The organism is Streptomyces sp. NBC_01304 (assembly GCF_035975855.1).
Classification (GTDB): domain Bacteria; phylum Actinomycetota; class Actinomycetes; order Streptomycetales; family Streptomycetaceae; genus Streptomyces.
Genome location: NZ_CP109055.1, coordinates 2628092 through 2650174, shown reverse-complemented (window position 1 = coordinate 2650174; position 22083 = coordinate 2628092). Strand labels below are relative to the sequence as shown.

Annotated in this window: 26 protein-coding genes; 14 read left to right on the top strand and 12 right to left on the bottom strand. The window is 71.7% G+C overall.

Features of this window, described 5'->3' with window-relative positions:
- The first annotated feature begins 7 nt into the window (after positions 1-7).
- Both OG430_RS11555 and OG430_RS11550 read left to right on the top strand, forming a co-directional pair.
- A complete protein-coding gene (locus OG430_RS11555; protein WP_327352366.1) occupies positions 8-145 on the top strand; it encodes a hypothetical protein in 138 nt (45 codons plus the stop codon).
- A complete protein-coding gene (locus OG430_RS11550; protein ID WP_327352365.1) occupies positions 145-642 on the top strand; it encodes a universal stress protein in 498 nt (165 codons plus the stop codon). The genes OG430_RS11555 and OG430_RS11550 overlap by 1 nt, the downstream gene beginning before the upstream one ends.
- A gap of 201 nt (positions 643-843) precedes the next feature.
- On the opposite strand, the gene OG430_RS11545 is transcribed toward OG430_RS11550, so the two are convergent.
- Both OG430_RS11545 and OG430_RS11540 read right to left on the bottom strand, forming a co-directional pair.
- Positions 844-1494, bottom strand: a complete 651-nt coding sequence (locus OG430_RS11545; protein ID WP_327352364.1) for a response regulator transcription factor — start codon at positions 1492-1494, stop codon at positions 844-846.
- Positions 1491-2837 carry a sensor histidine kinase gene (locus OG430_RS11540; RefSeq protein ID WP_442816473.1) on the bottom strand — a complete coding sequence of 449 codons (1347 nt, stop codon included), beginning with the start codon at positions 2835-2837 and terminating at the stop codon, positions 1491-1493. The genes OG430_RS11545 and OG430_RS11540 overlap by 4 nt, the downstream gene beginning before the upstream one ends.
- A 147-nt stretch (positions 2838-2984) precedes the next feature.
- Here OG430_RS11540 and OG430_RS11535 point away from each other — a divergent pair, with 147 nt between their 5' ends.
- The 5 genes from OG430_RS11535 (at position 2985) to OG430_RS11515 (ending at position 7277) form a co-directional block, all read left to right on the top strand.
- Positions 2985-4064, top strand: a complete 1080-nt coding sequence (locus OG430_RS11535) for an ABC transporter permease (protein ID WP_327352363.1) — start codon at positions 2985-2987, stop codon at positions 4062-4064.
- Positions 4061-4756, top strand: a complete 696-nt coding sequence (locus tag OG430_RS11530) for an ABC transporter ATP-binding protein (protein ID WP_327352362.1) — start codon at positions 4061-4063, stop codon at positions 4754-4756. Before OG430_RS11535 ends, OG430_RS11530 begins: the two co-directional genes overlap by 4 nt.
- Before the next feature lie 144 nt (positions 4757-4900).
- Positions 4901-5872 carry an ATP-binding protein gene (locus OG430_RS11525; protein ID WP_327352361.1) on the top strand — a complete coding sequence of 324 codons (972 nt, stop codon included), beginning with the start codon at positions 4901-4903 and terminating at the stop codon, positions 5870-5872.
- Positions 5812-6945, top strand: a complete 1134-nt coding sequence (locus tag OG430_RS11520; RefSeq protein ID WP_327352360.1) for a LuxR C-terminal-related transcriptional regulator — start codon at positions 5812-5814, stop codon at positions 6943-6945. Before OG430_RS11525 ends, OG430_RS11520 begins: the two co-directional genes overlap by 61 nt.
- Complete coding sequence (locus OG430_RS11515; protein WP_327352359.1) at positions 6942-7277, top strand: cupin domain-containing protein; 336 nt, start codon at positions 6942-6944, stop codon at positions 7275-7277. The genes OG430_RS11520 and OG430_RS11515 overlap by 4 nt, the downstream gene beginning before the upstream one ends.
- Positions 7278-7315: 38 nt before the next feature.
- On the opposite strand, the gene OG430_RS11510 is transcribed toward OG430_RS11515, so the two are convergent.
- The 3 genes from OG430_RS11510 to OG430_RS11500 all read right to left on the bottom strand — a co-directional run bounded on the left by OG430_RS11510 (position 7316) and on the right by OG430_RS11500 (position 10304).
- A complete protein-coding gene (locus OG430_RS11510; RefSeq protein WP_327352358.1) occupies positions 7316-8767 on the bottom strand; it encodes an MFS transporter in 1452 nt (483 codons plus the stop codon).
- A 132-nt stretch (positions 8768-8899) separates the two neighbouring features.
- The gene (locus tag OG430_RS11505; protein ID WP_327352357.1) at positions 8900-9274 is read right to left on the bottom strand and encodes a nuclear transport factor 2 family protein; all 375 of its coding nucleotides are present in this window, start codon (positions 9272-9274) and stop codon (positions 8900-8902) included.
- Between the two features lie 229 nt (positions 9275-9503).
- Positions 9504-10304, bottom strand: a complete 801-nt coding sequence (locus tag OG430_RS11500) for an IclR family transcriptional regulator (RefSeq protein WP_327352356.1) — start codon at positions 10302-10304, stop codon at positions 9504-9506.
- A gap of 363 nt (positions 10305-10667) precedes the next feature.
- On the opposite strand from OG430_RS11500, the gene allB reads away from it, so the two are divergent.
- Both allB and alc read left to right on the top strand, forming a co-directional pair.
- On the top strand, positions 10668-12005 hold the full coding sequence (allB, locus tag OG430_RS11495; RefSeq protein ID WP_327352355.1) for an allantoinase AllB: 1338 nt from the start codon (positions 10668-10670) through the stop codon (positions 12003-12005).
- A gap of 4 nt (positions 12006-12009) precedes the next feature.
- On the top strand, positions 12010-13125 hold the full coding sequence (alc, locus tag OG430_RS11490) for an allantoicase (protein ID WP_327352354.1): 1116 nt from the start codon (positions 12010-12012) through the stop codon (positions 13123-13125).
- A gap of 96 nt (positions 13126-13221) precedes the next feature.
- Here the strand turns inward: alc and OG430_RS11485 are convergent, their stop codons facing one another.
- Positions 13222-13962, bottom strand: a complete 741-nt coding sequence (locus OG430_RS11485) for an SDR family NAD(P)-dependent oxidoreductase (protein WP_327352353.1) — start codon at positions 13960-13962, stop codon at positions 13222-13224.
- A 148-nt stretch (positions 13963-14110) separates the two neighbouring features.
- On the opposite strand from OG430_RS11485, the gene OG430_RS11480 reads away from it, so the two are divergent.
- From OG430_RS11480 to OG430_RS11465, 4 genes are all read left to right on the top strand, one after another.
- Positions 14111-14725 (top strand): dihydrofolate reductase family protein, encoded by a 615-nt coding sequence (locus tag OG430_RS11480; RefSeq protein WP_327352352.1) that lies wholly within the window; start codon positions 14111-14113, stop codon positions 14723-14725.
- 131 nt (positions 14726-14856) lie between these two features.
- Positions 14857-15780, top strand: coding sequence for a DMT family transporter (locus OG430_RS11475; RefSeq protein ID WP_327359050.1), 924 nt, complete (start codon positions 14857-14859; stop codon positions 15778-15780).
- 53 nt (positions 15781-15833) lie between these two features.
- Positions 15834-16151: a hypothetical protein gene (locus OG430_RS11470; RefSeq protein WP_327352351.1), complete on the top strand. Its 318-nt coding sequence runs from the start codon at positions 15834-15836 to the stop codon at positions 16149-16151.
- A 64-nt stretch (positions 16152-16215) separates the two neighbouring features.
- Positions 16216-16626: a ribonuclease gene (locus OG430_RS11465; protein WP_327352350.1), complete on the top strand. Its 411-nt coding sequence runs from the start codon at positions 16216-16218 to the stop codon at positions 16624-16626.
- Between the two features lie 15 nt (positions 16627-16641).
- On the opposite strand, the gene OG430_RS11460 is transcribed toward OG430_RS11465, so the two are convergent.
- Complete coding sequence (locus OG430_RS11460; RefSeq protein ID WP_327352349.1) at positions 16642-16842, bottom strand: hypothetical protein; 201 nt, start codon at positions 16840-16842, stop codon at positions 16642-16644.
- Between the two features lie 199 nt (positions 16843-17041).
- Between OG430_RS11460 and OG430_RS11455 the strand changes: the two genes are divergently transcribed.
- Positions 17042-18337, top strand: a complete 1296-nt coding sequence (locus tag OG430_RS11455; protein WP_327352348.1) for a sensor histidine kinase — start codon at positions 17042-17044, stop codon at positions 18335-18337.
- An 84-nt stretch (positions 18338-18421) separates the two neighbouring features.
- Here OG430_RS11455 and OG430_RS11450 read toward each other — a convergent pair whose 3' ends face one another.
- From OG430_RS11450 to OG430_RS11430, 5 genes are all read right to left on the bottom strand, one after another.
- Positions 18422-18760 carry a helix-turn-helix domain-containing protein gene (locus OG430_RS11450; RefSeq protein WP_327352347.1) on the bottom strand — a complete coding sequence of 113 codons (339 nt, stop codon included), beginning with the start codon at positions 18758-18760 and terminating at the stop codon, positions 18422-18424.
- Positions 18761-19440: 680 nt separating this feature from the next.
- On the bottom strand, positions 19441-19749 hold the full coding sequence (locus OG430_RS11445) for an SCO5918 family protein (RefSeq protein WP_327352346.1): 309 nt from the start codon (positions 19747-19749) through the stop codon (positions 19441-19443).
- A gap of 66 nt (positions 19750-19815) precedes the next feature.
- Positions 19816-20139, bottom strand: coding sequence for a CBS domain-containing protein (locus OG430_RS11440; protein ID WP_442816472.1), 324 nt, complete (start codon positions 20137-20139; stop codon positions 19816-19818).
- Positions 20140-20195: 56 nt separating this feature from the next.
- Positions 20196-21641 carry a DEAD/DEAH box helicase gene (locus tag OG430_RS11435; protein ID WP_327352345.1) on the bottom strand — a complete coding sequence of 482 codons (1446 nt, stop codon included), beginning with the start codon at positions 21639-21641 and terminating at the stop codon, positions 20196-20198.
- A 155-nt stretch (positions 21642-21796) separates the two neighbouring features.
- Complete coding sequence (locus tag OG430_RS11430) at positions 21797-22000, bottom strand: cold-shock protein (protein WP_045556499.1); 204 nt, start codon at positions 21998-22000, stop codon at positions 21797-21799.
- Positions 22001-22083: the final 83 nt, after the last annotated feature.

Sequence of the window (22083 nt, the reverse complement as noted above, 5' to 3'; positions counted from 1 at the left end):
GCCTGACATGACCCAGCAGACGACGGTCCTGACCGACCGGTTCGAGCGGCAGTTGCAGCGGCGTCAGGAGGAGCGGACGGTACGTCCCGCGCAGCTCACGGCCTGGCTGCGCGGGCTGCTCGGCGCGAAGGCGGTGCGGCACTGATGGCCGGGCGCACCGTGGTCGGAGTGACCGGTTCCGCGGCGAGCCTCGCGGCCCTGCGCACGGCGGCCGACGAGGCCCGCCACGGCGGGCGGCGGCTGGTGGCGGTCCTGGCTTGGGAACCGCCGGAGGGCGAGGCGGCATATCTGCGCCGCCCGGACCGCGCATGGGCCGCGTACTGGGAGGAAGAGGCGCAGGCCCGGCTGCGAAGGGCCTTCGACGAGGTCTTCGGCGGCGCACCGCCGGGCGTCGAGACCGAGCACCGCGTGGTCCGCGCCCGCCCCTGGCGGGCCCTCCTGGCGGCCGCACCCGACCCGGACGACCGCCTGGTGGTGGGCGCCGGGCGGGGCTTCGGCGGGGGCCGGGTGGGCCGCCGCCTGCGGCGCGGGGCGGACTGCGCGGTGCTCACGGTGCCGAAGCCGCGGCTGACGAAGGAGACGCGGCGGGCACTGCGGCGGGCGACACCGACCGACTTTGCCCGCTCACCCGTCGGGGCTTGATTGCTCATTCAGCCCGTCCGGCACTTCATCCAGCCTGTCCGGCACTTCATTCAGCCCGTCCGGCGTTTGAGGACAGAGGCCGAAGGCCGATCCGGGGTCCGGGGCGGAGCCCCGAAGCCGTCCGCCAGGACCTTGGGGAAGGGGCGGTCAGGGGCAAATTTCCACCCACCGAAGCCCCGCCCGCCCCCCCCGGGCCACGGGTCAGCGCCGCAACATCCCCCGCGCCGTGGCGGCAGCCACCGCCGCCGTACGAGAATCCACACCCAACTTGGCAAACACATGCACCAGATGGGACTTCACCGTCGCCTGACTCAGAAACAGCGCCTTGCTGATCTGCAGATTGGACAGCCCGTCCGCGACCAGCCGCAGCACCTCCAGCTCGCGGAGACTGAGCGCCTCGCCCGGATCCCGCATCCGGTCCATCAGCCGATGCGCGATCGCGGGCGCGAGCGCGGACTGCCCGGCGGCGGCCGTACGCACGGCCGCCGCGAGCTCCTCCGGCGGCGCGTCCTTGAGCAGATAGCCGCTGGCACCGGCCTCGACCGCGGCCAGGATGTCCGCATCCGTGTCGTACGTCGTCAGGACGAGGACGCGCGGGCCCCCGGCCCGCCCCACGATCGCCGCGGTGGCCTCCGCGCCGTGCATCCGGCCGGGCCCGAACTGCAGGTCCATCAGGACCACATCGACCTCGACCTCCCCGCCCGAGGCCAGCTCGATGGCCCGCTCGGCGCTCGCCGCCTCGGCGACGACCTCGAAGTCGGCCTCCGTGTCGAGCACGGCCCGCAGCCCGTGCCGTACGACGGGATGGTCGTCGGCGAGCAGCAGCCGGATGGGGACGGGAGCGGGGCTCATGCCTGCCCCCCGGCCGTAACAGGAACCGATGAGGGCGCGGACGCGGGCGTCTGCCCGGCGGCCGACACGGGCAACGGCAACGGCAACGGCAGCGGCAACGTGATGGCGACCGCCGTGCCCTGCCCCGGAGCCGACTCGACGCTCAACGTCCCGCCGAGCGAATGCGCCCGCGCCCGCATCGCCGGCAGCCCGAATCCGCCGTCGTCCGACCCGGCGGCCGGCACCGCGCCCGGGTCGAAGCCCACGCCGTCGTCCACCACGTCCAGCGCGACCGAGGTGTCCATGAAGCTGAGCGTGATCGAGGCGCGCCCGGCCCCCGCATGCCGCACCGTGTTCGCGAGCGCCGACTGCGCGACCCGGAGCAGCGCCACCTCGTACGGCGTCGGCAGCTCCACCGGCGTACCGCTCAGGTCGAACTCGACGGCGGGCGCGCCGGACCCGGAAGACGCATCGGAGGCCGGTCCGGAGGTCGATGCGCACAGCCGCTCCAGGGCGCCCGCGAGGGAGCCCCGCTCCAGGTCCGGAGGGGTCAACTCCCGCACGAAACGGCGTGCTTCGGCGAGATTGCCGACCGCCGCGACGCGGGCCTCGCGCACATGGGCGAGAGCCGGGGCGTCCTCGGGCAGCGCGCGCTCGGCGGCCCGCAGGAGCAGCTGGATGCTGGACAGGCCCTGCGCGAGGGTGTCGTGGATCTCGCGCGCGAGCCGCTCCCGCTCGGCCAGGGTGCCCGCCATGCGCTCGGCCTCGGCGAGCTCCGCGCGGGTGGCGAGCAGCTCCTCTATGAGACGGCGCCGGTGTTCGTTCTCCCGGTACAGCGCGCGATAGCCGAGCACCGTGCCCACCGCGACGGCCGCGCCGATCGGGGGACCGATGAAGGCGCCGGGCGTCACCGCCCCGCCGTGCACGACGAACCCCGCGATCGCCGCGCCCGTGGTCGCCGCGACGAGCGGCAGCCCCCAGCGCAGCGGCAGCAGATGCACCTGAAGGAAGAACAGCGGGAACGCCGTCCACAGTGCGTCGGGGGTCAGGATCAGCAGCCCCGCCCACAGCACGCACAGCAGCCCGAGCCAGCCGGCCCGCGTGGCCTGTGAGCGTCGTACGAGCGGCAGCACGAGCCCCGCCCCGTAGGCGATGGCAAGCACCGCACAGGCCGCGACCACCAGCGTCGCCCGGTGCTGTGTGCCGTCGGTGACCGCCCGCACGGCGGCGAGCGCGAGCAGCCCGGCCATCAGCAGATGCAGACAGCCGCGCAGGGCGCGCAGGACGGGGGCGAGGGAACGACTCGAACCGTTCGCGGGGATCGCGGGGTTCGAGGGGTTCGCGGTGCTCTGTGCGGTTTCCATGACTCATCCAGCGTAGGCGGGACCACCGACAGCGGCCGAGCCGCAGCCGGTCAATCGAAAGTTTGATTCCGCCCTGCGTCCATCGATGCCGCAGGTCCGAACCGGGGCGCGATGCCCCACGGGCCCCGTCCCGGCCAGGGTGGGGGCATGTTCGTCGCATGGAGAGATCTCAGGTTCGCCAAGGGGCGCTTCGCGCTGATGGGCACGGTGGTGGTGCTCATCACGCTCCTTGTCGGGCTGCTGTCCGGGCTGACGGCCGGCCTCGCCCGGGAGAACACCTCGGCGATCACCGGCCTGCCCGCCGACCACCTGGCCTTCGCGAAACCGCCTGCCGGGCAGTCGGTCTCCTTCACCAATTCCACCCTGCCGGAGAAGTCCTGGCAGACCTGGGCCGGGCAGGACGGCGTCCGGTCCGCCGAGCCGATCGGCATCCGCACCCTGAACGGCGGCGCGGGCGACCGCACCGCCGCCGTCTCCGCCTTCGGCGTCGAGCCCGACGCCAAGATCGCACCGCGCGGGCTCGCACCCGGCCGGGCGGTCCTCTCCGAGAAGGCCGCCACGGAACTGGACGTACGCGCGGGCGACAAGGTCCGCCTCGGGACGCTCGAGCTGAACGTCGCGGCGGTGGCCGGCTCGGCCTCGTACAGCCACACCCCGGTGGTGTGGACGACGCTCGACGACTGGCAGCGCGTCGGCCACAACGGCACGTCCCTGGACGAGCAGGCCACGGTGATCGCGCTCAGCACGGGCGGCGGCGCGGATCTCGCGGCGGGCGACAAGGCGGCGGGCACCGAGAGCCGGGGCCTCGACGACGCACTCTCCGCGATCGGCTCCTACCAGGCGGAGAACGGCTCGCTGCAGCTGATGCGCGGCTTCTTGTTCGCGATTTCGGCGCTCGTCATAGGGGCGTTCTTCACGGTGTGGACGATCCAGCGCAGCGCCGACATCGCCGTCCTGAAGGCGCTGGGCGCCGGAACGCCCTACCTCCTCAAGGACGCGCTCGGTCAGGCCGTCCTGATGCTGTCCGCCGGGTGCGGCCTCGGGACGGCGCTCGCCGCCGGGATCGGCGGGGTGATCAGTGGCGGGGACGTGCCGTTCGTCCTGGACGCGCCGACCGTGCTCGTGCCCGCCGCCGTCATGATCGTGCTCGGTGTCCTCGGTGCCGCGCTGTCCATTCGCCGGATCACCGCCGTGGATCCGCTCGTTGCTCTGGGGAGCGCCCGATGAATACGTCGAACCTCGTCCTGGCCGATGTCACGCTGACCTACCCCGACGGCGACGGCCGGCTCACCGCGCTGGACCGGGTCGGACTGTCCGTGCCCGGCGGCACGATGGCCGCGATCGTCGGGCCGTCGGGCTCGGGCAAGTCGAGCCTGCTCGCGGTGGCGGCGACGCTGGTGACGCCGGACAGGGGGGAGGTCGTCGTGGGCGGTACGTCGACGGGCTCGCTCGGGGCGGCCGAGAAGTCGGCGCTTCGGCGGGAGCGGATCGGGATCGTCTTCCAGCAGCCGAACCTGCTGCCGTCCCTGACGTCGGTGGAGCAGCTTCAGGTGATGGCCCACCTGGATGGCCGAAGGCCTCGTCAAGTGCGGGAGCGGGCGCGGGAGTTGCTGGCCGCGGTGGGGTTGGCCGACAAGGCGGAGCGGCGTCCGCACCAGCTGTCCGGGGGGCAGCGGCAGCGGGTCAACATCGCGCGGGCCCTGATGAACGAGCCCTCCGTGCTCCTCGTGGACGAGCCCACGAGTGCGCTCGACCACGAGCGGGGGGTGGCTGTGCTCGACCTGCTGGTCCGGCTCACGCGGGAGCGGTCCACCTCGACGGTGCTGGTCACGCATGACCGGGGGCACTTGGGTGAGGCGGATCAGGTGGTGGTCATGGCTGACGGCCGGTTGGGGGCTGAGGTCAAGACCGGCCCCTGACCGCCGGTGTCCTCAAGCGCCGGACGGGCTGGTAAAACCAGCCCGTCCGGCGCTTGAGGACACCGCCCGCAGGGCGGAAGGCTGCGCAGCATTTCGGGAAGGGGCGGGGAGGGGAAAGGAAGCCCCCCATGCCAAGATGACCAAATGCCGCTCAGGGGACGTGAATCCGAGCTCTCCGGCATAGCCGAGCTCACCGCCGCCGCCCGCCAAGGGCACAGCGGGACCCTGGTCCTGCGCGGCGACCCCGGCATCGGCAAGACGGCCCTCCTCGACCACGCGGCAAGCGAAGCCGCCGACCTCGTCGTCCTGCGCGCCGCAGCCGTCGAGGCCGAGTCCCAACTCCCCTTCGCCACACTGCAGCTGCTGCTCACCCCGGCCCTGCGCCACCTCGACGCCATCCCCGCCCCGCAGCGCGACGCGCTCCGTACCGCACTCGGCCTCGCGAAGGGCGACGCCCCGGAACCGATGCTGATCGGCCTCGCCGTCCTGTCCCTGCTCGCCGAGGCGCGGGGGCAACTCGACTCCGCCGAAGGCCTGTTGTGCCTCGTCGACGACGCCCACTGGCTGGACGCCGCCTCCCGGGGCGCCCTCCTGTTCGCCGCGCGGCGCCTGCAGAGCGAAGGCGTCGCCCTGCTGTTCGCCGCCCGCGAAGGCGAAGGGTCCTTCGACGCACCCGGCCTACCCGAACTGCGCCTGACCGGCCTGCCCGCCCGGGCCGCGGGCGCGCTCCTCGACGAGCGCAGCGCCGACCTCACGCCCACGCTCCGCTACCGCGTACTCGCCGAGGCGCACGGCAACCCCCTCGCCCTGCTCGAACTCCCCGTCGCCCTCGCCGCCGAGTCACCGGGCGCCGCTCCGGGCGCGCTGCCGCTGACCAGCCGCCTCGAACTGGCCTTCCACGGCCGGGTGAGCCGGCTGCCCGACCCCACCCGGCTGCTGCTGCTCCTGGCCGCCGCCGACGGCACCGGCAGCCTCGCCGTCGTGCTGCACGCGGCCGCCGCGCAAGGCATCGGCCCGGACGCCCTGCACCCCGCGGAACAGGCAGACCCGAGCCCGTGCTGCGCACCACCCTGGACCGGATCCGCCGGGCGGGCGCCGCCCGGCCCGAGGAGCTGATGCTGCTGTGCGGCGTGGCGCTGAGCCGGGGCCAGGACTCGGCGGCGTACGAACTGGCCCGGGAGCTCAGCCAGTCGCAACGGGACAGCGGCAGCGCCGGGCGGCTGCCGACCACGCTGTTCTTCCTCGCGGAGGGCGAGGTGTTCACCGGCCGGTACCGCGAGGCTTTCGCCACCGCCGACGAGGCGCTGCGGCTCGCCAGGGACACCGGGCAGGCGCAGTGGGTCAGCCAGTCCCACAGCGTGCTCGCCTGCCTGGCCGCCGCCGAGGGCGACGAGGAGCGCTGCCGGGACCACGCCGACCGGGCCCTCGACGGAGGCGGCGCGGCCACCATGGCGCCGGGTGCCCCCTGGGCGTACTGGGCGCTCGGCCTGCTCGAACTGGGCCTCGGCCGCCCGGAGTCGGCGCTCGGCCGGTTCGACCGGCTGACCCGGGAGCCGATGCGGCACCACTTCTGTGCCACCCGCAGCACGCCGGATCTGGTGGAGGCCGCCGTCCGGGTAGCACAACCGGAGCGGGCGGCCGAACCCCTGGAGCGCTTCGAGGCCTGGGCGGCGCGCAGCCGGCAGCCCTGGGCCGACGCCCTCGTACGGCGCTGCCGTGCCCTGCTGGCCACCGGCGAACAGGCGGAGACGCACTACACGGCCGCGCTGGAACTGCACGACCCGGGCGCCCGACCCGTGGAGTACGCGCGGACCGCGCTGCTGTACGGCGAGTGGCTGCGCCGGGGCAAGCGCAAGGCGGAGGCGCGCGGCCAACTCGCCGGAGCCCTGGAGGTGTTCGAGCGCCTGGGGATGCGGCCGTGGGCCGAGCGGGCCCGCAGCGAACTCACCGCCACCGGCGCCCCCAGGGCGGACGCGGCCCCCGCCGCGACCGGGATCGCCGCCGAACTGACCCCGCAGGAGCTGCAGATCGTCCGGCTCGCCGCCCAGGGTCTGAGCAACCGCGACATCGCGGCCCAGCTGTTCCTGAGCCATCGCACCGTCGGCCACCACCTCTACAAGGCGTACCCCAAGCTGGGCATCGCCTCGCGGGGTGAACTCGCCGACCTGGAAGAGGAGTTGAGCGCATGAGCACGCCACCGCCGGTACTGCCCGGACAGATACTGCCGGTCGACGTCGACACGGTCCCGCCGGTCGAGATCGGCCCCGGCATCGAGGCCCGGCTGCTGCCGGGTGCCGAGGGGCTGCGGGTCTGGGTGATCGACCTCGCCCCCGGCGCCGAGTGGCCCGACGTCGACGTCCACGAGACGTACGGCGAGGGCTACTTCGTCGTCGAGGGCACGCTCATCGAGGGGGAGCGGGAGCACGGCCCCGGTACCTACGTGGCGTTCGGCCCGCGGACGAGTCATCGTCCGCGGACCGCGACGGGGGTACGGGCCTTCGGGTTCAACTTCGACGTCTGACCGGGCGCCGGACCCGAGGTCCGGCGCCGCTTCTGCGGTTACGACGTCCGGGCCGGCCGAGGGAGCAGCTGGACCAGGGCCGCCGTGGCCAGGCAGCACCCGATGAGGGTCCCCAGGCCCCAGGTGAACGCCGGGCCGAAGTCCGCCGCGAGGGGCCGGTCGCCGAGTACGCCGTAGAAGACGATCCCGACCACGGCCACCCCGAGCGCCCCGCCGACCTGCTGGGCGGTGGCCAGGACCCCGCCCGCCGATCCCGCGTACCGGGCGCCGACCCCGGCCAGCACGATCCCGGACATCGGGACCAGGGCGAGGCCCATGCCGACCCCGGAGAGCACCATGCCGGGGATCAGCAGCCCGACCGGACCGGTCGCGCCGATCCCGTCGGCGGTCAGCGCGAGCAGCCCGTACCCGGCGGCCTGGGCCACGGCTCCCACCGCGATGACCTGCCGGCCGAGCCGCTGCGCGACCTTCGCCGAGGCACTGGAGGCGAGGAAGTACCCGGCGCCCAGGGCGATGAAGAGCAGCCCCGAGTCGAGCGCCGACATGCCGTGGCCCTGCTGCAGATAGAGCGCCAGGACGAGGAAGAAGGAGCCCATCGCGAGGGCGTAGACCAGCGCGATGCCGAGGCCCACGGTGAAGGCCCGCTCCCGGAACATCGCCGGGTCGACCAGCGGCGCCCCGCCCCGTCCGGCGAGCCGGCGCTGCTGGACGAGGAACACCCCGAGCAGCAGCGGCGCTGCGGCCAGCGACAGCCAGGTCCACAGCGGCCAGTCCTGCCCGGGCCCCTGGATGAGCGGCAGCACCACCGCGACCAGGCCCGCCGTCACGAGGACCATGCCCAGGGTGTCGAGCCGGCGCCCGCCCTCGCCCCGGGACTCGGGGACGAGGCGCGGCAGCAGGGCGAGCGTGAGCGCGCCGACCGGCACGTTGATCCAGAAGATCGCGCGCCAGCCGAGCCCGAACAGATCGGCCTGCACCAGCGCCCCGCCGATCAGCTGCCCGAACACCCCGGCGAAGCCCATCGCGAGCCCGTAGGCGCCGAACGCCTTCACCTGCGCGGCGCCGCTGAAGGCGACCGTGATGATGCCGAGCACCTGCGGCATGAGCAGCGCCATCGCCCCGCCCTGCAGAAACCGCGCGGCGATCAGGAACTCCGCGCTGCCGGCCAGCGCACAGGCCGCGGAGGCGAGCGTGAACAGGGCGATGCCGATGCCGTAGACCCGGCGGCGCCCGTAGATGTCGCCGAGCCGTCCGCCGGTGATCAGCCCGGCCCCGACCGCGAGGCCGAAGCCGGCCACGACCCACTGGATCGCGGCGGTGCTCGCGCCCAGGTCGGCCTGGGCGGAGGGGATCGCGACATTGACGATGAACACGTCGAGGGTGGTGATGAAGACCCCGGCGAGCAGGACCAGCAGGGTTCCCCAGGCGAACGCGGGTGCGGGCGCCGGTCGGTGGGCGGTTTCCGTGGTGGCGTACGTGGTGGTGGACATGCTGGGCAGACCCTCCGGATCGGGACGTACGGACGGGACGTACGGGACGTACGGACGAATGAACGAGCTGTGCTGGGCGCTGAACGAGCCGTGCGGGCCGCGGGCCGGGCGGCATGCCCGGCCCGCGGCGGGTCAGACCCCGGACGGCACCTTGTCGAGGAAGCCGTGCACGTCGGTGATCCGGCCGTCCTCGCCGATGACGGCGACGTCGAAGCCGACGACCAGGGGCTGCTCGCCCTCGGGCCCGAGGTTCCAGGTGAACCGGGCGATGTCGTGGTGCGCGTCGACCGGGCCCGCGAGGCTGAACACCAGGCCGGGGAACTGTCCCTGCACGGCGCCGATGGTCGCGTCGAGGGCGTCGTGGCCGCGGACGTCGGCCAGCGGGTCGGTGTACCCGGCCTGCTCGTCGAAGACCTCGGCGATCAGGGCACGACGCGCGGTGGCGTCGGTCTCGTTCCAGGCGGCGAGGTAGCGGCCGACGAGTTCGGTGGCGTTGATGTCGCTCATTGCTGGTCCTCCATGACCTGTGTGCACCTGACTGCTTCGGGTGCGGGGTGCGGGGTGTTTCCCGCTGGTCATGAAGTTAGAAAAATCGGCGAGGCACGGAATCTGTCACGCATAGGTACTTCGTACGTACGTCGCCGAAGCTGTCCCCGGACATGCCGGAGGGGCCCGCCCCCAATTCCCGGGCGGGCCCCTCTGCGCGAGCTGTTGTACCTGGCCTGAGCAGGCCGTTCTACTGGGCGGGCCCCGTACTCGTCAGCGCCACCGAAAGCTCGGCGGCCACCTGCTGCAGGATCGGCACGATCTTGTCCGTCGCGGCCTCGGTCACGCGACCCGCGGGGCCGGAGATCGAAATCGCCGCCGCCGTGGGGGAGTTGGGCACGGACACCGCGAGGCACCGCACCCCGATCTCCTGCTCGTTGTCGTCCACCGCGTACCCGGTGTCGCGTACCAGCTGAAGCGCGTCGAGGAAGCCCTCGGGCGTGGTGATCGTCTTCTCGGTCGCCGCCGGCATCCCGGTCCGGGCGAGCAGCGACCGCACCTCCTCCGGCGGCGTGTGCGCGAGGAGGGCCTTGCCCACGCCCGTGGAGTGCGGCAGGACGCGCCGCCCCACCTCGGTGAACATGCGCATCGAGTGCTTCGAGGGCACCTGGGCGACGTACACGATCTCGTCCCCGTCGAGCAGCGCCATGTTCGCGGTCTCGCCGGTCTCCTCGACCAGGCGGGCCAGGTAAGGACGCGCCCAGGTGCCGAGAAGGCGGGACGCGGACTCGCCGAGGCGGATCAGGCGGGGGCCGAGGGAGTACCGGCGGTTGGGCTGCTGGCGGACATAACCGCAGGCCACGAGCGTGCGCATCAGGCGGTGGATGGTCGGCAGGGGCAGTCCGCTGCTCGCGGACAGCTCACTCAGGCCGACCTCGCCCCCGGCATCGGCCATACGCTCGAGGAGGTCGAAGGCGCGCTCGAGGGACTGGACGCCGCCGCTGGGCGCGGTGGACTTGGAGTCGGTGGTGCTGGCGCTGGACGTCGGCACGGCGCGGTCCTTTCAGTGCTGGCAGGCAATGCTGCAGCCTACCGGTCGGTTCTGGCCATGAGGGCGGGCCGGGGTATGACGGTCTTCGCCGGTCAGCGCCCCTTTGTCCGTGTGTCGTCACGCTCCGACTTGTCGATAGCTCCGTTCTGCTATGCGAAATCTTACTTCCACTTTGTGGAAACAGCTAAATGATGTTGAGTAGAGTTCCGGTGCCCGGGGGTGGGTCTTGACGGACCACGGCCCGGCATGAAGACTCGTTCAACAGAACGTTGAATTCCGCAGTGCGGAAGATCCGGTGCACGAGCTGCCCGAGCATGAGCTGCACGCGCACGAGCTGTACGAAGAGTGAAGAGAGGGGCAGGGGTGTCCGACGTAGAACTGGTACTGCGCTCGACGCGTGTCATCACCCCCGAGGGGACGCGGGCCGCATCGGTCGCCGTTTCCGGAGGGAAGATCGCGGCGGTGCTGCCGTACGAGGCCGAGGTGCCCGCGGGCGCCCGGCTCGAGGACTTCGGGGACGACGTGCTGCTCCCCGGCCTCGTGGACACCCACGTCCATGTGAACGACCCCGGTCGCACCGAGTGGGAGGGCTTCTACACGGCCACCCGCGCGGCCGCGGCCGGCGGCATCACCACGCTCGTGGACATGCCGCTGAACTCCCTGCCGCCGACCACCACGGTCGACAACCTCCGTACGAAGCAGGAAGTCGCCGCCGCCAAGGCGCACATCGACGTCGGCTTCTGGGGCGGCGCCCTGCCGGACAACGTGGCGGACCTCAAGCCGCTGCACGACGCCGGCGTCTACGGCTTCAAGTGCTTCCTGTCCCCGTCGGGCGTGGACGAGTTCCCGCACCTGGACGGCGACCAGCTGGCCACCTCCATGGCCGAGATCGCCGGCTTCGACGGCCTGCTGATCGTGCACGCCGAGGACCCGCACGAGCTCGACGTCGCGCCGCACCTGAGCGGCCCGAAGTACGACGACTACCTGCAGACCCGGCCGCGGATCTCCGAGGACGTCGCGATCAAGCGGCTCATCGACACCGCCAAGCGCATCGGCGCCCGCGTCCACGTGCTGCACCTGTCCTCCTCGGACGCGCTGCCGCTGGTCGCCGCCGCCAAGGCCGAGGGCGTCAAGCTCACCGTCGAGACCTGCCCGCACTACCTCACGCTCACCGCCGAGGAAGTCCCGGACGGCGCGAGCGAGTTCAAGTGCTGCCCGCCGATCCGCGAGGGCGCCAACCAGGACCTGCTCTGGGCGGCCCTGGCCGACGGCACCATCGACGTCATCGTCACCGACCACTCCCCGTCGACCGCCGACCTCAAGACGGACGACTTCGCGACCGCCTGGGGCGGCATCTCCGGCCTCCAGCTGAGCCTCCCGGCCATCTGGACCGAGGCCAAGAAGCGCGGCCACTCCCTCGAGGACGTGGTGCGCTGGATGTCCACGCAGACCTCGAAGCTGGTCGGCCTGGACAACAAGGGCGCCATCGAGGCCGGCCGCGACGCCGACTTCGCGGTCCTCGCGCCCGACGAGACCTTCACCGTCGACGCGGCCGAACTGCAGCACAGGAACAAGGTCACGGCGTACGCGGGCAAGACCCTCAGCGGCGTCGTCAAGTCCACCTGGCTGCGCGGCGAGCGCATCCTGCACAACGGCGAGTTCACCGAACCCACCGGCCGACTCCTTGAAAGGAAGAACTGACACTGTGACGGGCATTCCCTCCTTCACCGGTAACGCGAACCCCTACGGCGGCGGCGACCCGTACGCCGACTACCGCACGGCGGAGTTCCCGTTCACCCAGTACGCCAACCTCGCGGACCGTCAGCTCGGCGCCGGTGTCATCGCCGCCAACGACGAGTTCTTCGCCCAGCGCGAGAACCTCCTGGTCCCCGAGGCCGCCGAGTTCGACCCCGAGCACTTCGGCCACAAGGGCAAGGTCATGGACGGCTGGGAGACCCGCCGTCGCCGCGGCATCTCCGCCGAGCAGCCCTGGCCGACCCCCGAGGACCACGACTGGGCGCTCGTTCGCCTGGGCGCCCCCGGCGTCATCCGCGGCATCGTCGTCGACACCGCCCACTTCCGCGGCAACATGCCGCAGGCCGTCTCCGTCGAGGCCGCCTCGGTCGAGGGCGCGCCCACGCCGGAGGAGCTCCTCTCCGCCGACGTGAAGTGGACGACCATCGTTCCCCGTACGGCGGTCGGCGGCCACGCGGCCAACGGCTTCGAGGTGACGGCCGAGCAGCGCTTCACGCACCTGCGCGTCAACCAGCACCCCGACGGCGGCATCGCCCGCCTGCGCGTCTACGGCGAGGTCCTCCCGGACCCGAAGTGGCTCAAGGCCCTCGGCGCCTTCGACGTCGTCGCCCTGGAGAACGGCGGCGCCGTCACCGACGCGTCCAACCGCTTCTACTCCTCGCCGGTCAACACCATCAACCCGGGCCGCTCCCGCAAGATGGACGACGGCTGGGAGACCGCCCGCCGCCGTGACAACGGCAACGACTGGATCAACTACCAGCTCGTCGCCGAGTCCTCGATCAGCGCCATCGAGATCGACACGGCGTACCTCAAGGGCAACAGCGCCGGCTGGGCGTCGCTCTCCATCAAGTCGAGCGACGACGCTGAGTGGCAGGAGTTCCTGCCGCGCACCCGCCTGCAGCCCGACACCAACCACCGGTTCGTCCTGGACACCCCGGCGGTCGGCAGCCTCGTGCGGATCGACATCTTCCCGGACGGCGGCTTCTCCCGCCTCCGCCTCTTCGGCTCCCTGACCGAGGACGGCACGGCGAAGCTGGCGGCCCGCCACCAGGAGCTGGGCGGCTGAACGCTGCCGCTTGAAGCCCCGTAGAACGTGAGGCGCACCGGGAGGACAGCCCCGGTGCGCCTCATTTTTTTTGTACGTTGCCGAATCGGCCTGCAGTCAGGCCGCGTGCCCGCCGTCGACCGCGAACTCGGCCCCGGTGACGTACGACGCGTCCTCGCTCGCCAAGTAGGCGACCAGGGAGGCGACTTCATCGGCCGAGCCGAACCGGCCGAGCGCCGTCATCGCGGCCTGCGGCTCCGCGTAGGGGCCGTCCGCCGGGTTCATGTCCGTGTCGATCGGGCCGGGGTTCACCAGGTTCGCGGTGATGCCCTGACCGCCCAACTCCCTGGCGAGGGCCTTGGTCAGGCCGATCAGCGCCGCCTTGCTCATCGCGTACAGCGTCCCGCCGGGACCCGGCACGTGGTACGCCATGATGGAACCGGTGGTGATGATCCGGCCCCCGCGCTCCAGCTTGCCGGCCGCCGCCTGCGAGGCCAGGAACACCCCGCGGACATTGATGTCGAGGACCCGGTCCACATCGGCGAGCGCCAGGTCGCCCAGCGGGGCGAGTACGCCGATGCCCGCGTTGTTCACCAGGATGTCCAGGCGCCCGAACTCCGCGACCGTACGCTCCACCGCGGCGGCCGGAGCCGCCACGTCCGCCGCGTCGGCCTGGATCGCGAGCCCCCGCTGCCCGGCGGCCTCGATCTTCGCGACGACCTCGCGGGCCGCGTCCTCGCCCCGCACATAGGTGATCGCCACATCGTTGCCCTGCTGGGCCAGGCGCAGCGCGATCGCCGCCCCCATCCCGCGGCTGCCGCCGGTCACCAGGGCCACCTTGCTGTTCATGCCGTTCATCGCGTGCTCCTCAGTAGTGGTTGCGAGTTCAATGAAATCGCCCGGGAGCCCTCGGGGCTGGCGGAGATCGGACACCGAACCCGCGATGAGTTCCGGCCCGTGCCACGGTCATAGAGGCGACATCTTCCGCACCGAAGGAGCGCACACCATGAAGATCACCCTCACCCAGTTCGTCACCCTCGACGGCGTCTTCCAGGCGCCCGGCGCCCCCGAGGAGGACGCCAGCAGCGGCTTCCCGCACGGCGGCTGGTCCGTTCCTTTCGGGGACGACGACTTCGGCGCCTTCGTGACCGAGAACTTCGAGCGGGCGGACGCCTTCCTGCTCGGCCGGGGAACGTACGAGATCTTCGCCGGGTACTGGCCCAAGGTCAGCGGCGACATCGTCTCCGACAAGCTCAACGCCCTGCCCAAGTACGTCGCCAGCACCACCCTCAAGTCCGCCGACTGGAACAACTCCCACCTGATCGGCGCCGAGGACCTGGCCAAGGACGTCACCGCGCTCAAGGAGCAGGACGGCCGCGAGTTGCAGCTGCACGGCAGCGGCAATCTCGCCCAGTCGCTGTTCCAGCACGATCTGATCGACACCGTGCATCTGATGACGTTCCCGGTGGTGCTCGGCAGTGGCAAGCGCCTGTTCGCCGAGGGCGGTCTGCCCACGGCGTTCAAGCTCGCCCAGTCGCGCACCACCAGCACGGGCGTGGTCATCAGCACGTACGAACTCAACGGACGCCCCGAGTACGGCAGCTACTCGCTCGACCAGTGACCGCCAGGTACCGACCAGTGATCGACCCGTGAGACACCCCTGCCGGGGAGCGATCTCGCCGGATACGGTGAGCGCTCCCCGTGCGAGCCGCCGAAGTCTCCACCACGCCGTACCCGTTGGAGACCCACCCCGTGTCGACGCTCGCCACCACTCCGGGCACCCTCGCGCCCCGCCGCGCCTGGCTGACCGATCTGCCCGTGCTGCTCGTGGCCGTCGTCTGGGGCGGCAGCTATCTCGCGGCCAAGGGCATCACCACCTCGCACACCGTGATCGCCGTCCTGGTGCTCCGGTTCGCGCTGGTGCTGCCCGTCCTGGCCGTCGTCGGGTGGCGGAAGCTGCGGGCCCTCGGCGGGGCGCAGTGGCGGGGGGCCGGGCTGCTCGGGCTGATCCTCGGCGGGATCTTCCTCCTGGAGACGTACGGCGTCGTGCACACGTCGGCGACCAACGCCGGCCTCATCATCAGCCTCACCATGATCTTCACCCCGCTCGCCGAGGCGGCCGTGACCAGGCGCGCCCCCTCGCGGGCCTTCCTCGCCGCGGCCGGCCTCTCCGTGCTCGGTGTGGTGCTGCTGACGCAGAACGGAGGCTTCACCAGCCCCTCGCCGGGCGATCTGCTGATCCTGCTCGCCGCTCTCGCGCGGACCGCGCATGTGCTGGCCATGGCGCGGATCAAGGCAGTCCAGGACGCCGATTCGCTGTCGCTGACGACGGTCCAACTGGGCGCGGCGGTAGGTGTGTTCGCGCTGCTCGCGGGAGCGGGCGTGGGGGAGTCGCCGTGGTCGGCGGCGGTCGGGTTCGGTCCGCGGGAGTGGGCGGGCCTGGTCTTCCTCTCCGTCTTCTGCACCCTCTTCGCCTTCGGCGTCCAGATGTGGGCCGTACGCAAGACGTCCCCGTCCCGGGTCAGCCTGCTGCTCGGCACGGAGCCGCTGTGGGCGGCGGCCGTCGGCATCGCGATCGGCGGGGAAGCGCTGGGCGCGGTGGGGCTGTTGGGGGCGGGGCTGGTGCTTGTCGGGACGACTTGGGGGCGTCGCGCGGCTGATCAGGGCGGTTGCTAGGTTCGAGCGGCTGTGCGCACCGCGAAGTCGACGTCGTACGAGGTGGGGAAGACATGGATGCGAAGGCTCTGGATCTGCGGTTCATGCAGGAGGCGCAGCGGGCGCGCCAGCGGGGCATGGGGCTGATCGCCGGGGGTGCGGCTCTCCTGCTGTGGGGACTGTGGCTGTGGCTGCGGCTGCCCGATCCGGACGGGTACGAGGCCGACATGGATGCGTGGCGCCAGGGAATCCAGTACAGCCTGCTGCTTCTCGTCCTGTCGATCCCCCTTCTGCTCTCGGGCAGTGTGCTCTACGCGGGGGCCAACGCCCGCCTGGGCGTGAGCGAACACATGGTCAAGCGGGAGCAGCTGCAGGACGAGCAGCGCGGTTAACTCTCGGAAAACTCAAGGCACTTGGCCTTGACGCCCCACCATCTACGCGCGTCATCATGAACGCATGCGAATCCCCCCACGTATCGCCACAGGCATAGCTCTCACCGCCACCCTCCTCATCGGCGGGCCCGTCGCGGCCCACGCGGCACCGGTTGCCGCACCCGCCCACTCCGCGGCAGCGATCGCCGCGGTCGGCGACATCTGTTACTCGGCCCTGCCCTCCCAGGCGCACGACACCCTCGACCTGATCGAGGCGAACGGCCCCTACCCCTACCCGCAGGACGGCACCGTCTTCCAGAACCGCGAAGGCGTCCTGCCGAGCCACGCCGCCGGCTACTACCACGAGTACACGGTCATCACGCCGGGCTCCGACAACCGCGGCGCCCGCCGCATCGTCACTGGCGAGGCCAACCAGGAGGACTACTACACCGCCGACCACTACGCGTCCTTCGACCTGGTCGACCACACCTGCTGAACCCCGCGCGGGCGGTCAGGACTTGGCGCGTTCGGCGACGGCGAACACCGCGACCGCGAGCACGATCACCACGATGCTCGCGAACAGCTCGTAGCCCTCGAAGATGCCCAGCTTCTGGATGAGTCCCCACTTCACCCAGCCGAAGAGCGCATAGACCAGACCGCCCACGCCCTGAATCAGCAGAATCACACCGATGAACTCCAGCAGCTTCTTCATGCAGTGATCGTCGCCCGGCCCCGCGCCGGGCCGCATCGGCCACCGGGCGAGGCCGCGACGACCAAGGTCGCGGCCCCGCCCCGGGGACCGCGCCGAAGGTCTACCGGACCCCTACTTTCGTCGGTGATTGGCCCCCGAGGGCCTTTCCGGGCGCCCTAGCTGCGTAAATTTGTCGACTATGAAGGCCGAGAAGTCGACCATGAAGGCTGAGAAGCAGCCGGCACCCGGTGCCGGGCAAGGGACGGGCGAGGCCCTCCCGCAGGTGGCGCCGGAGTACCGGTGGCCGTGGCTGCTGCCCTCCGCCGTCGCCGTCGAACTGGACCCGGACCGGGACCGCACGCGCGAGGGCCGGCCGAGGCGGACGTTCCGCGACTGGATCGTGGACTTCCTGATCTTCCTCACGGCCGCTGCGATCGCGATGATGACCATGGACGCGATCGGCAAGAACCCCGACATCTCTCCCGGCCTGGCCACCCTCGACCAGCTGATCGGCGGCCTGGCCTGCGCCGCGCTCTGGCTGCGCAGGCGCTGGCCGGTCGAGCTCGCCGTCACGCTCACCGCGCTCGGCCTGGTGTCGGACACCGCGGGCATCGCGGCCGCGATCGCGGTCTTCACCGTCGCCGTGCACCGGCCCTTCAAGTACGTCGCCTGGCTCGGCGGCGTCTCCCTCGCGTCGGTGCCGTTCTTCTACGCGTACCGGCCCGACCCCGACATGCCGTACGGGGTCTCCGTGGGGTTCGGTGTTCTGGTCAGCCTCGTGGTGATCGGCTGGGGGATGTTCGTGCGCTCCCGCCGCCAGCTCCTGCTGAGCCTGCGCGACCGGGCCCGGCGAGCCGAGTCCGAGGCGGCCCTGCGCGCCGAGAAGGCCCAGCGCCTGGCCCGCGAGGAGATCGCCCGCGAGATGCACGACGTGCTCGCACACCGGCTGACCCTGCTCAGCGTGCACGCGGGCGCCCTGGAGTTCCGCCCCGACGCCCCGCAGGCGGAGGTCGCCCGTGCGGCCGGGGTCATCCGGGACAGCGCGCACGAGGCGTTGCAGGACCTGCGGGAGATCATCGGGGTGCTGCGCACCAACGAACCCACCGACGAGACCGGACGGCCCCAGCCCACCCTCGCCGCCCTCGACGCGCTGGTCGCCGAGTCCCGTGAGGCGGGCATGAAGGTCATCCTGGACTGCCGCATTCCGGACCCCGCGAAGGTCCCGGCCGGAATCGGGCGCAACGCCTACCGGATCGCCCAGGAAGGGCTGACCAATGCGCGCAAGCACGCGCCGGGGGCGGAGGTCACGGTGTCCGTGGCGGGAGCGGCGGGGGAGGGGCTGACCGTGGAGGTCGCCAATCCGGCGCCGCCGGGGGAGGTGCCGGCCGTGCCGGGTTCCGGGCAGGGACTGATCGGGCTCACCGAGCGGGCCACGCTCGCGGGCGGGCGGCTGGGGCACGGGGATGCGGGGGACGGGGGGTTTCGGGTCAGGGCGTGGTTGCCGTGGGCTGCATGAAACTCTCCCCCCGCCCCATTCCCTTGGGGCCTCCGCCGCGGCCTCGACCTCGAACGCCGGACGGGCCGGTGGTGCCGGGCGGGCTCAGTTCGGGCTGTCGGCCCGCTGGGCTTCGGCCCGGCGATACTCGGCGTTGATGCGCTGCGCCTCCTCGAGCTGATCCTCGAGGATGACGATGCGGCACGCGGCCTCGACGGGTGTCCCTTGGCCGACCAGCTCACGGGCGCGGGCGGCGATCCGCAGCTGATAGCGCGAGTACCTGCGGTGCCCGCCCTCCGAACGGAGCGGCGTGATCAGGCGGGCCTCGCCGATGGCACGCAGGAAGCCGGGGGTGGTGCCGAGCATCTCGGCGGCTCGGCCCATCGTGTAGGCGGGGTAGTCGTCGTCGTCCAGACGACCGCTGAGCGGGGTATCTGCTGTCATGTCACCTCGTTATGCAACAACGCGTCGAGGGGCCCTGGTGCCGTACGGCACCAGGGCCCCGAAGGAAATTCAACACCATCGGCCGGGCCTACTGCTGCGCCGACCTTCTGTTTTCCGCCGCCCGGCCCGTAAAAGGCCGGGAGCGCGGGGATCGCGGATGCGTGACCGAGGACCACCTTCCATTCTGGGGTCTTGCGGTACCCGGGGTGATTCCTCCTCGCCCGGGCGATCCTGATGGCGTTTGCATCCTCCGTTCTTCCTCGGTACTTCTTCGTACTCTCCTGCCGATGGCAGCCCCTGAACCCGCGGGCCGCCCAGCGCGGGCGCCAGCCCCGTCGCCGTCCTGGGAACTGCTTGGCTTCGGAACTCCACAACCGCGCTGACCTGCGAACTTCACATACTTCTACCCGCCAGTTCGTCTCTGCCGGGCCTCGTCTGACCTTGTCGATGAAGGGAACTCTAGCCACGCGATAGCCCAATGTCTACTCTGGCGAGCATAGATTTCTGAGTGCTCGAGGCGGAGGTAATTTGGGGCCTCGAACTCCTCCGGTGCGGGGGTCGCGTGACAGCCCGAGGGCCCCGTCGGCGTGTGCCGACGGGGCCCTCGGGCTTCGTCTTCGGTTCTGCTTCGGTTCTTCTTGGGTACGAGGCGTTCCCCGTCTCCCCGGTTACGCGGGCGGTTACGCGGCCGAGGACGCACCAAGCAGGGCCGATGCGGTCTGGAGCGGCGTCAGCGCGCGGGCGGGGACGGCCGCGGGCACGGCGCGGCAGGCGAAGCCGAGGCGGGTCATGGCCCGGACGACCTCCCCGGCGGTGAAGTCGCGGCGGTCCTGCCGGGTGATGACCTCGCCCACCTGCTTGACCGGGTAGTCGCGGCGGCCGATGCGGACGGACTCGCCCGTGACCGGCTCGGGCTTGACGCCCTTCATCGAGGCGACCACCCCGCTCTTGGTGAGTTCGAAGGGGAAGCGGGCGATGACGCAGCGCATGGTGCCTCACAGTCTCGGGGGAGTGGGCGGAGCAGGGCGAGGTCGGGCGGGACCAGGGTGGACCGGTCAGTGGGACGCGGCGAGGGCGCCGGGAGCGGCGTTCGCCGCTGTCCGGTCTTCGTCGACGATGTCCGCCAGGCGGACCCGGTCCGTGTACGAAGGACGGTTGCGTACGCCGCTGAGTCGGGCCTGGGTGATCAACCCCGTGCGGCGGCCGTCCGCGTCGCACAGAACCAGGTGTCCGGCCTGCGCGGCGGCCATGACGGACAGGGCCACCTCGACGGTCATGTCCGCCCACACCTGAGGGCCGGTGGCGTCCGCGATGTCGACGGCGGACGGGGCGTGGGGTGCGGCGCCTGCCGCGATCCGGTGAAGCTGGAACGGGGCCAAAGAGTGCCTCCTGCGTGGTGGGTGACGCGGTGGGTGAAGCGCCTGATCACGCCGCTCTACGCGGCTGCTTCACCGGCGCCTTGCTGTCGTGCCGCACTGCGTGACGCCTGACCGGGGCGCCGGTTCGGTGCTCCGCGGCCGCGACGCCCCCGCCCGGGGCCGAAGGTGCCGCGCCGGGTGCGTTCGGCGACCGGTGCGCTGATGGTGACGGGGACGCCCGACGGGGCCTGGGCGCCGGTGATGCGACTCAACTCGGCTTCTCCGGACCGCACTTGCGAAACCTGCGGCACGATGCCGGCCGTGGCCATCAGGCGGCTCATGCCCCGGCGCTGACTGGGTGTCACCAGCGTGACGACGCAGCCCGACTGGCCGGCGCGCGCGGTGCGGCCGCCGCGGTGCAGGTAGTCCTTGTGGTCGCCGGGCGGATCGACGTTGACGACCAGATCGAGGTTGTCGACGTGGATACCGCGTGCCGCGACGTTCGTCGCGACCAGCACCGTCACATGACCGGACTTGAACTGGGACAGGGTCCGGGTGCGCTGCGGCTGGGACTTGCCGCCGTGCAGGGCCGCGGCGCGCACCCCGCTGTTCAGCAGGTGCTCGGTCAGCCGGTCGACGGCGTGCTTGGTGTCCAGGAACATGATCACCCGGCCGTCGCGGGCCGCGATCTCGGTCGTTGCCCGGTCCTTGTCGGCGCCGTGCACATGGAGCAGGTGATGCTCCATCGTGGTGACCGCGCCCGCGGACGGGTCGACGGAGTGCACCACCGGGTCGCTCAGGTAGCGGCGGACCAGCAGGTCGACGTTGCGGTCCAGGGTGGCGGAGAACAGCATCCGCTGGCCCTCGGGGCGCACTTGGTCCAGGAGCGCGGTCACTTGGGGCATGAATCCCATGTCCGCCATCTGGTCGGCCTCGTCGAGGACGGTGATGCCGACCTGGTCAAGCCGGCATTCGCCACGGTCGATGAGGTCCTTGAGCCGGCCCGGAGTCGCCACGACGACCTCCGCGCCGCCGCGCAGGACACTGGCCTGCCTGCCGATCGACATTCCGCCGACCACCGTGGCCAGCCGCAGCCGCACGGCGCGGGCGTACGGGGTGAGCGCGTCGGTGACCTGTTGGGCGAGCTCGCGGGTGGGGACGAGGATCAGCGCCAACGGCTGCCGAGGTTCGGCGCGCAGGCCGGCGGTACGGGCCAGCAGGGCGAGGCCGAAGGCGAGGGTCTTGCCCGAGCCCGTACGTCCCCGGCCGAGGACGTCCCGCCCCGCAAGGGAGTTCGGCAGGGTCGCCGCCTGGATGGGGAAGGGGGCGGTCACGCCCTGTGCGGTGAGCGCGGCGAGCAGCTGCGGCTCCAAGGCCAGCTCGGCGAACGCGTCGACGGCGGGAAGTGCGGGGGTGACCGTCACCGGCGGGGCGAACTCGCCCCGTGGCGCGGTCGGTCGACGGCGGGACGTACCACCGGATCGGTTGCGGGAAAATCGCTCGTTCGTGCGCGTGTGGTTCAAGTGGAACCTTCCTTGATACGACACGTATCAAGGAATTCCCGGTGGACGAGTGGCACGGGAATCGCGAGAACGAGTCAATTGAATTGTCCAGAAATGCAACGAGCTGGGGCCCGCACCCCAAGGTGCGGGCCCCAGCTGTTATGTACGCGTGGGCGTCAGGCGGGAACGATGTTCTCGGCCGTCGGGCCCTTCTGGCCCTGCGCGATGTCGAAGGTCACCTTCTGGCCCTCGAGCAGCTCGCGGAAGCCCTGGGCGGCGATGTTCGAGTAGTGGGCGAAGACGTCCGGGCCGCCGCCGTCCTGCTCGATGAAGCCGAAGCCCTTTTCCGCGTTGAACCACTTCACGGTACCGGCAGCCATATTGAATCTCCTTCGGGGCATTTCCCGGAGTCGCACTGTGCGAACTCCGCGTCACTGCGATGATTACCCCACCCGGAAAAATT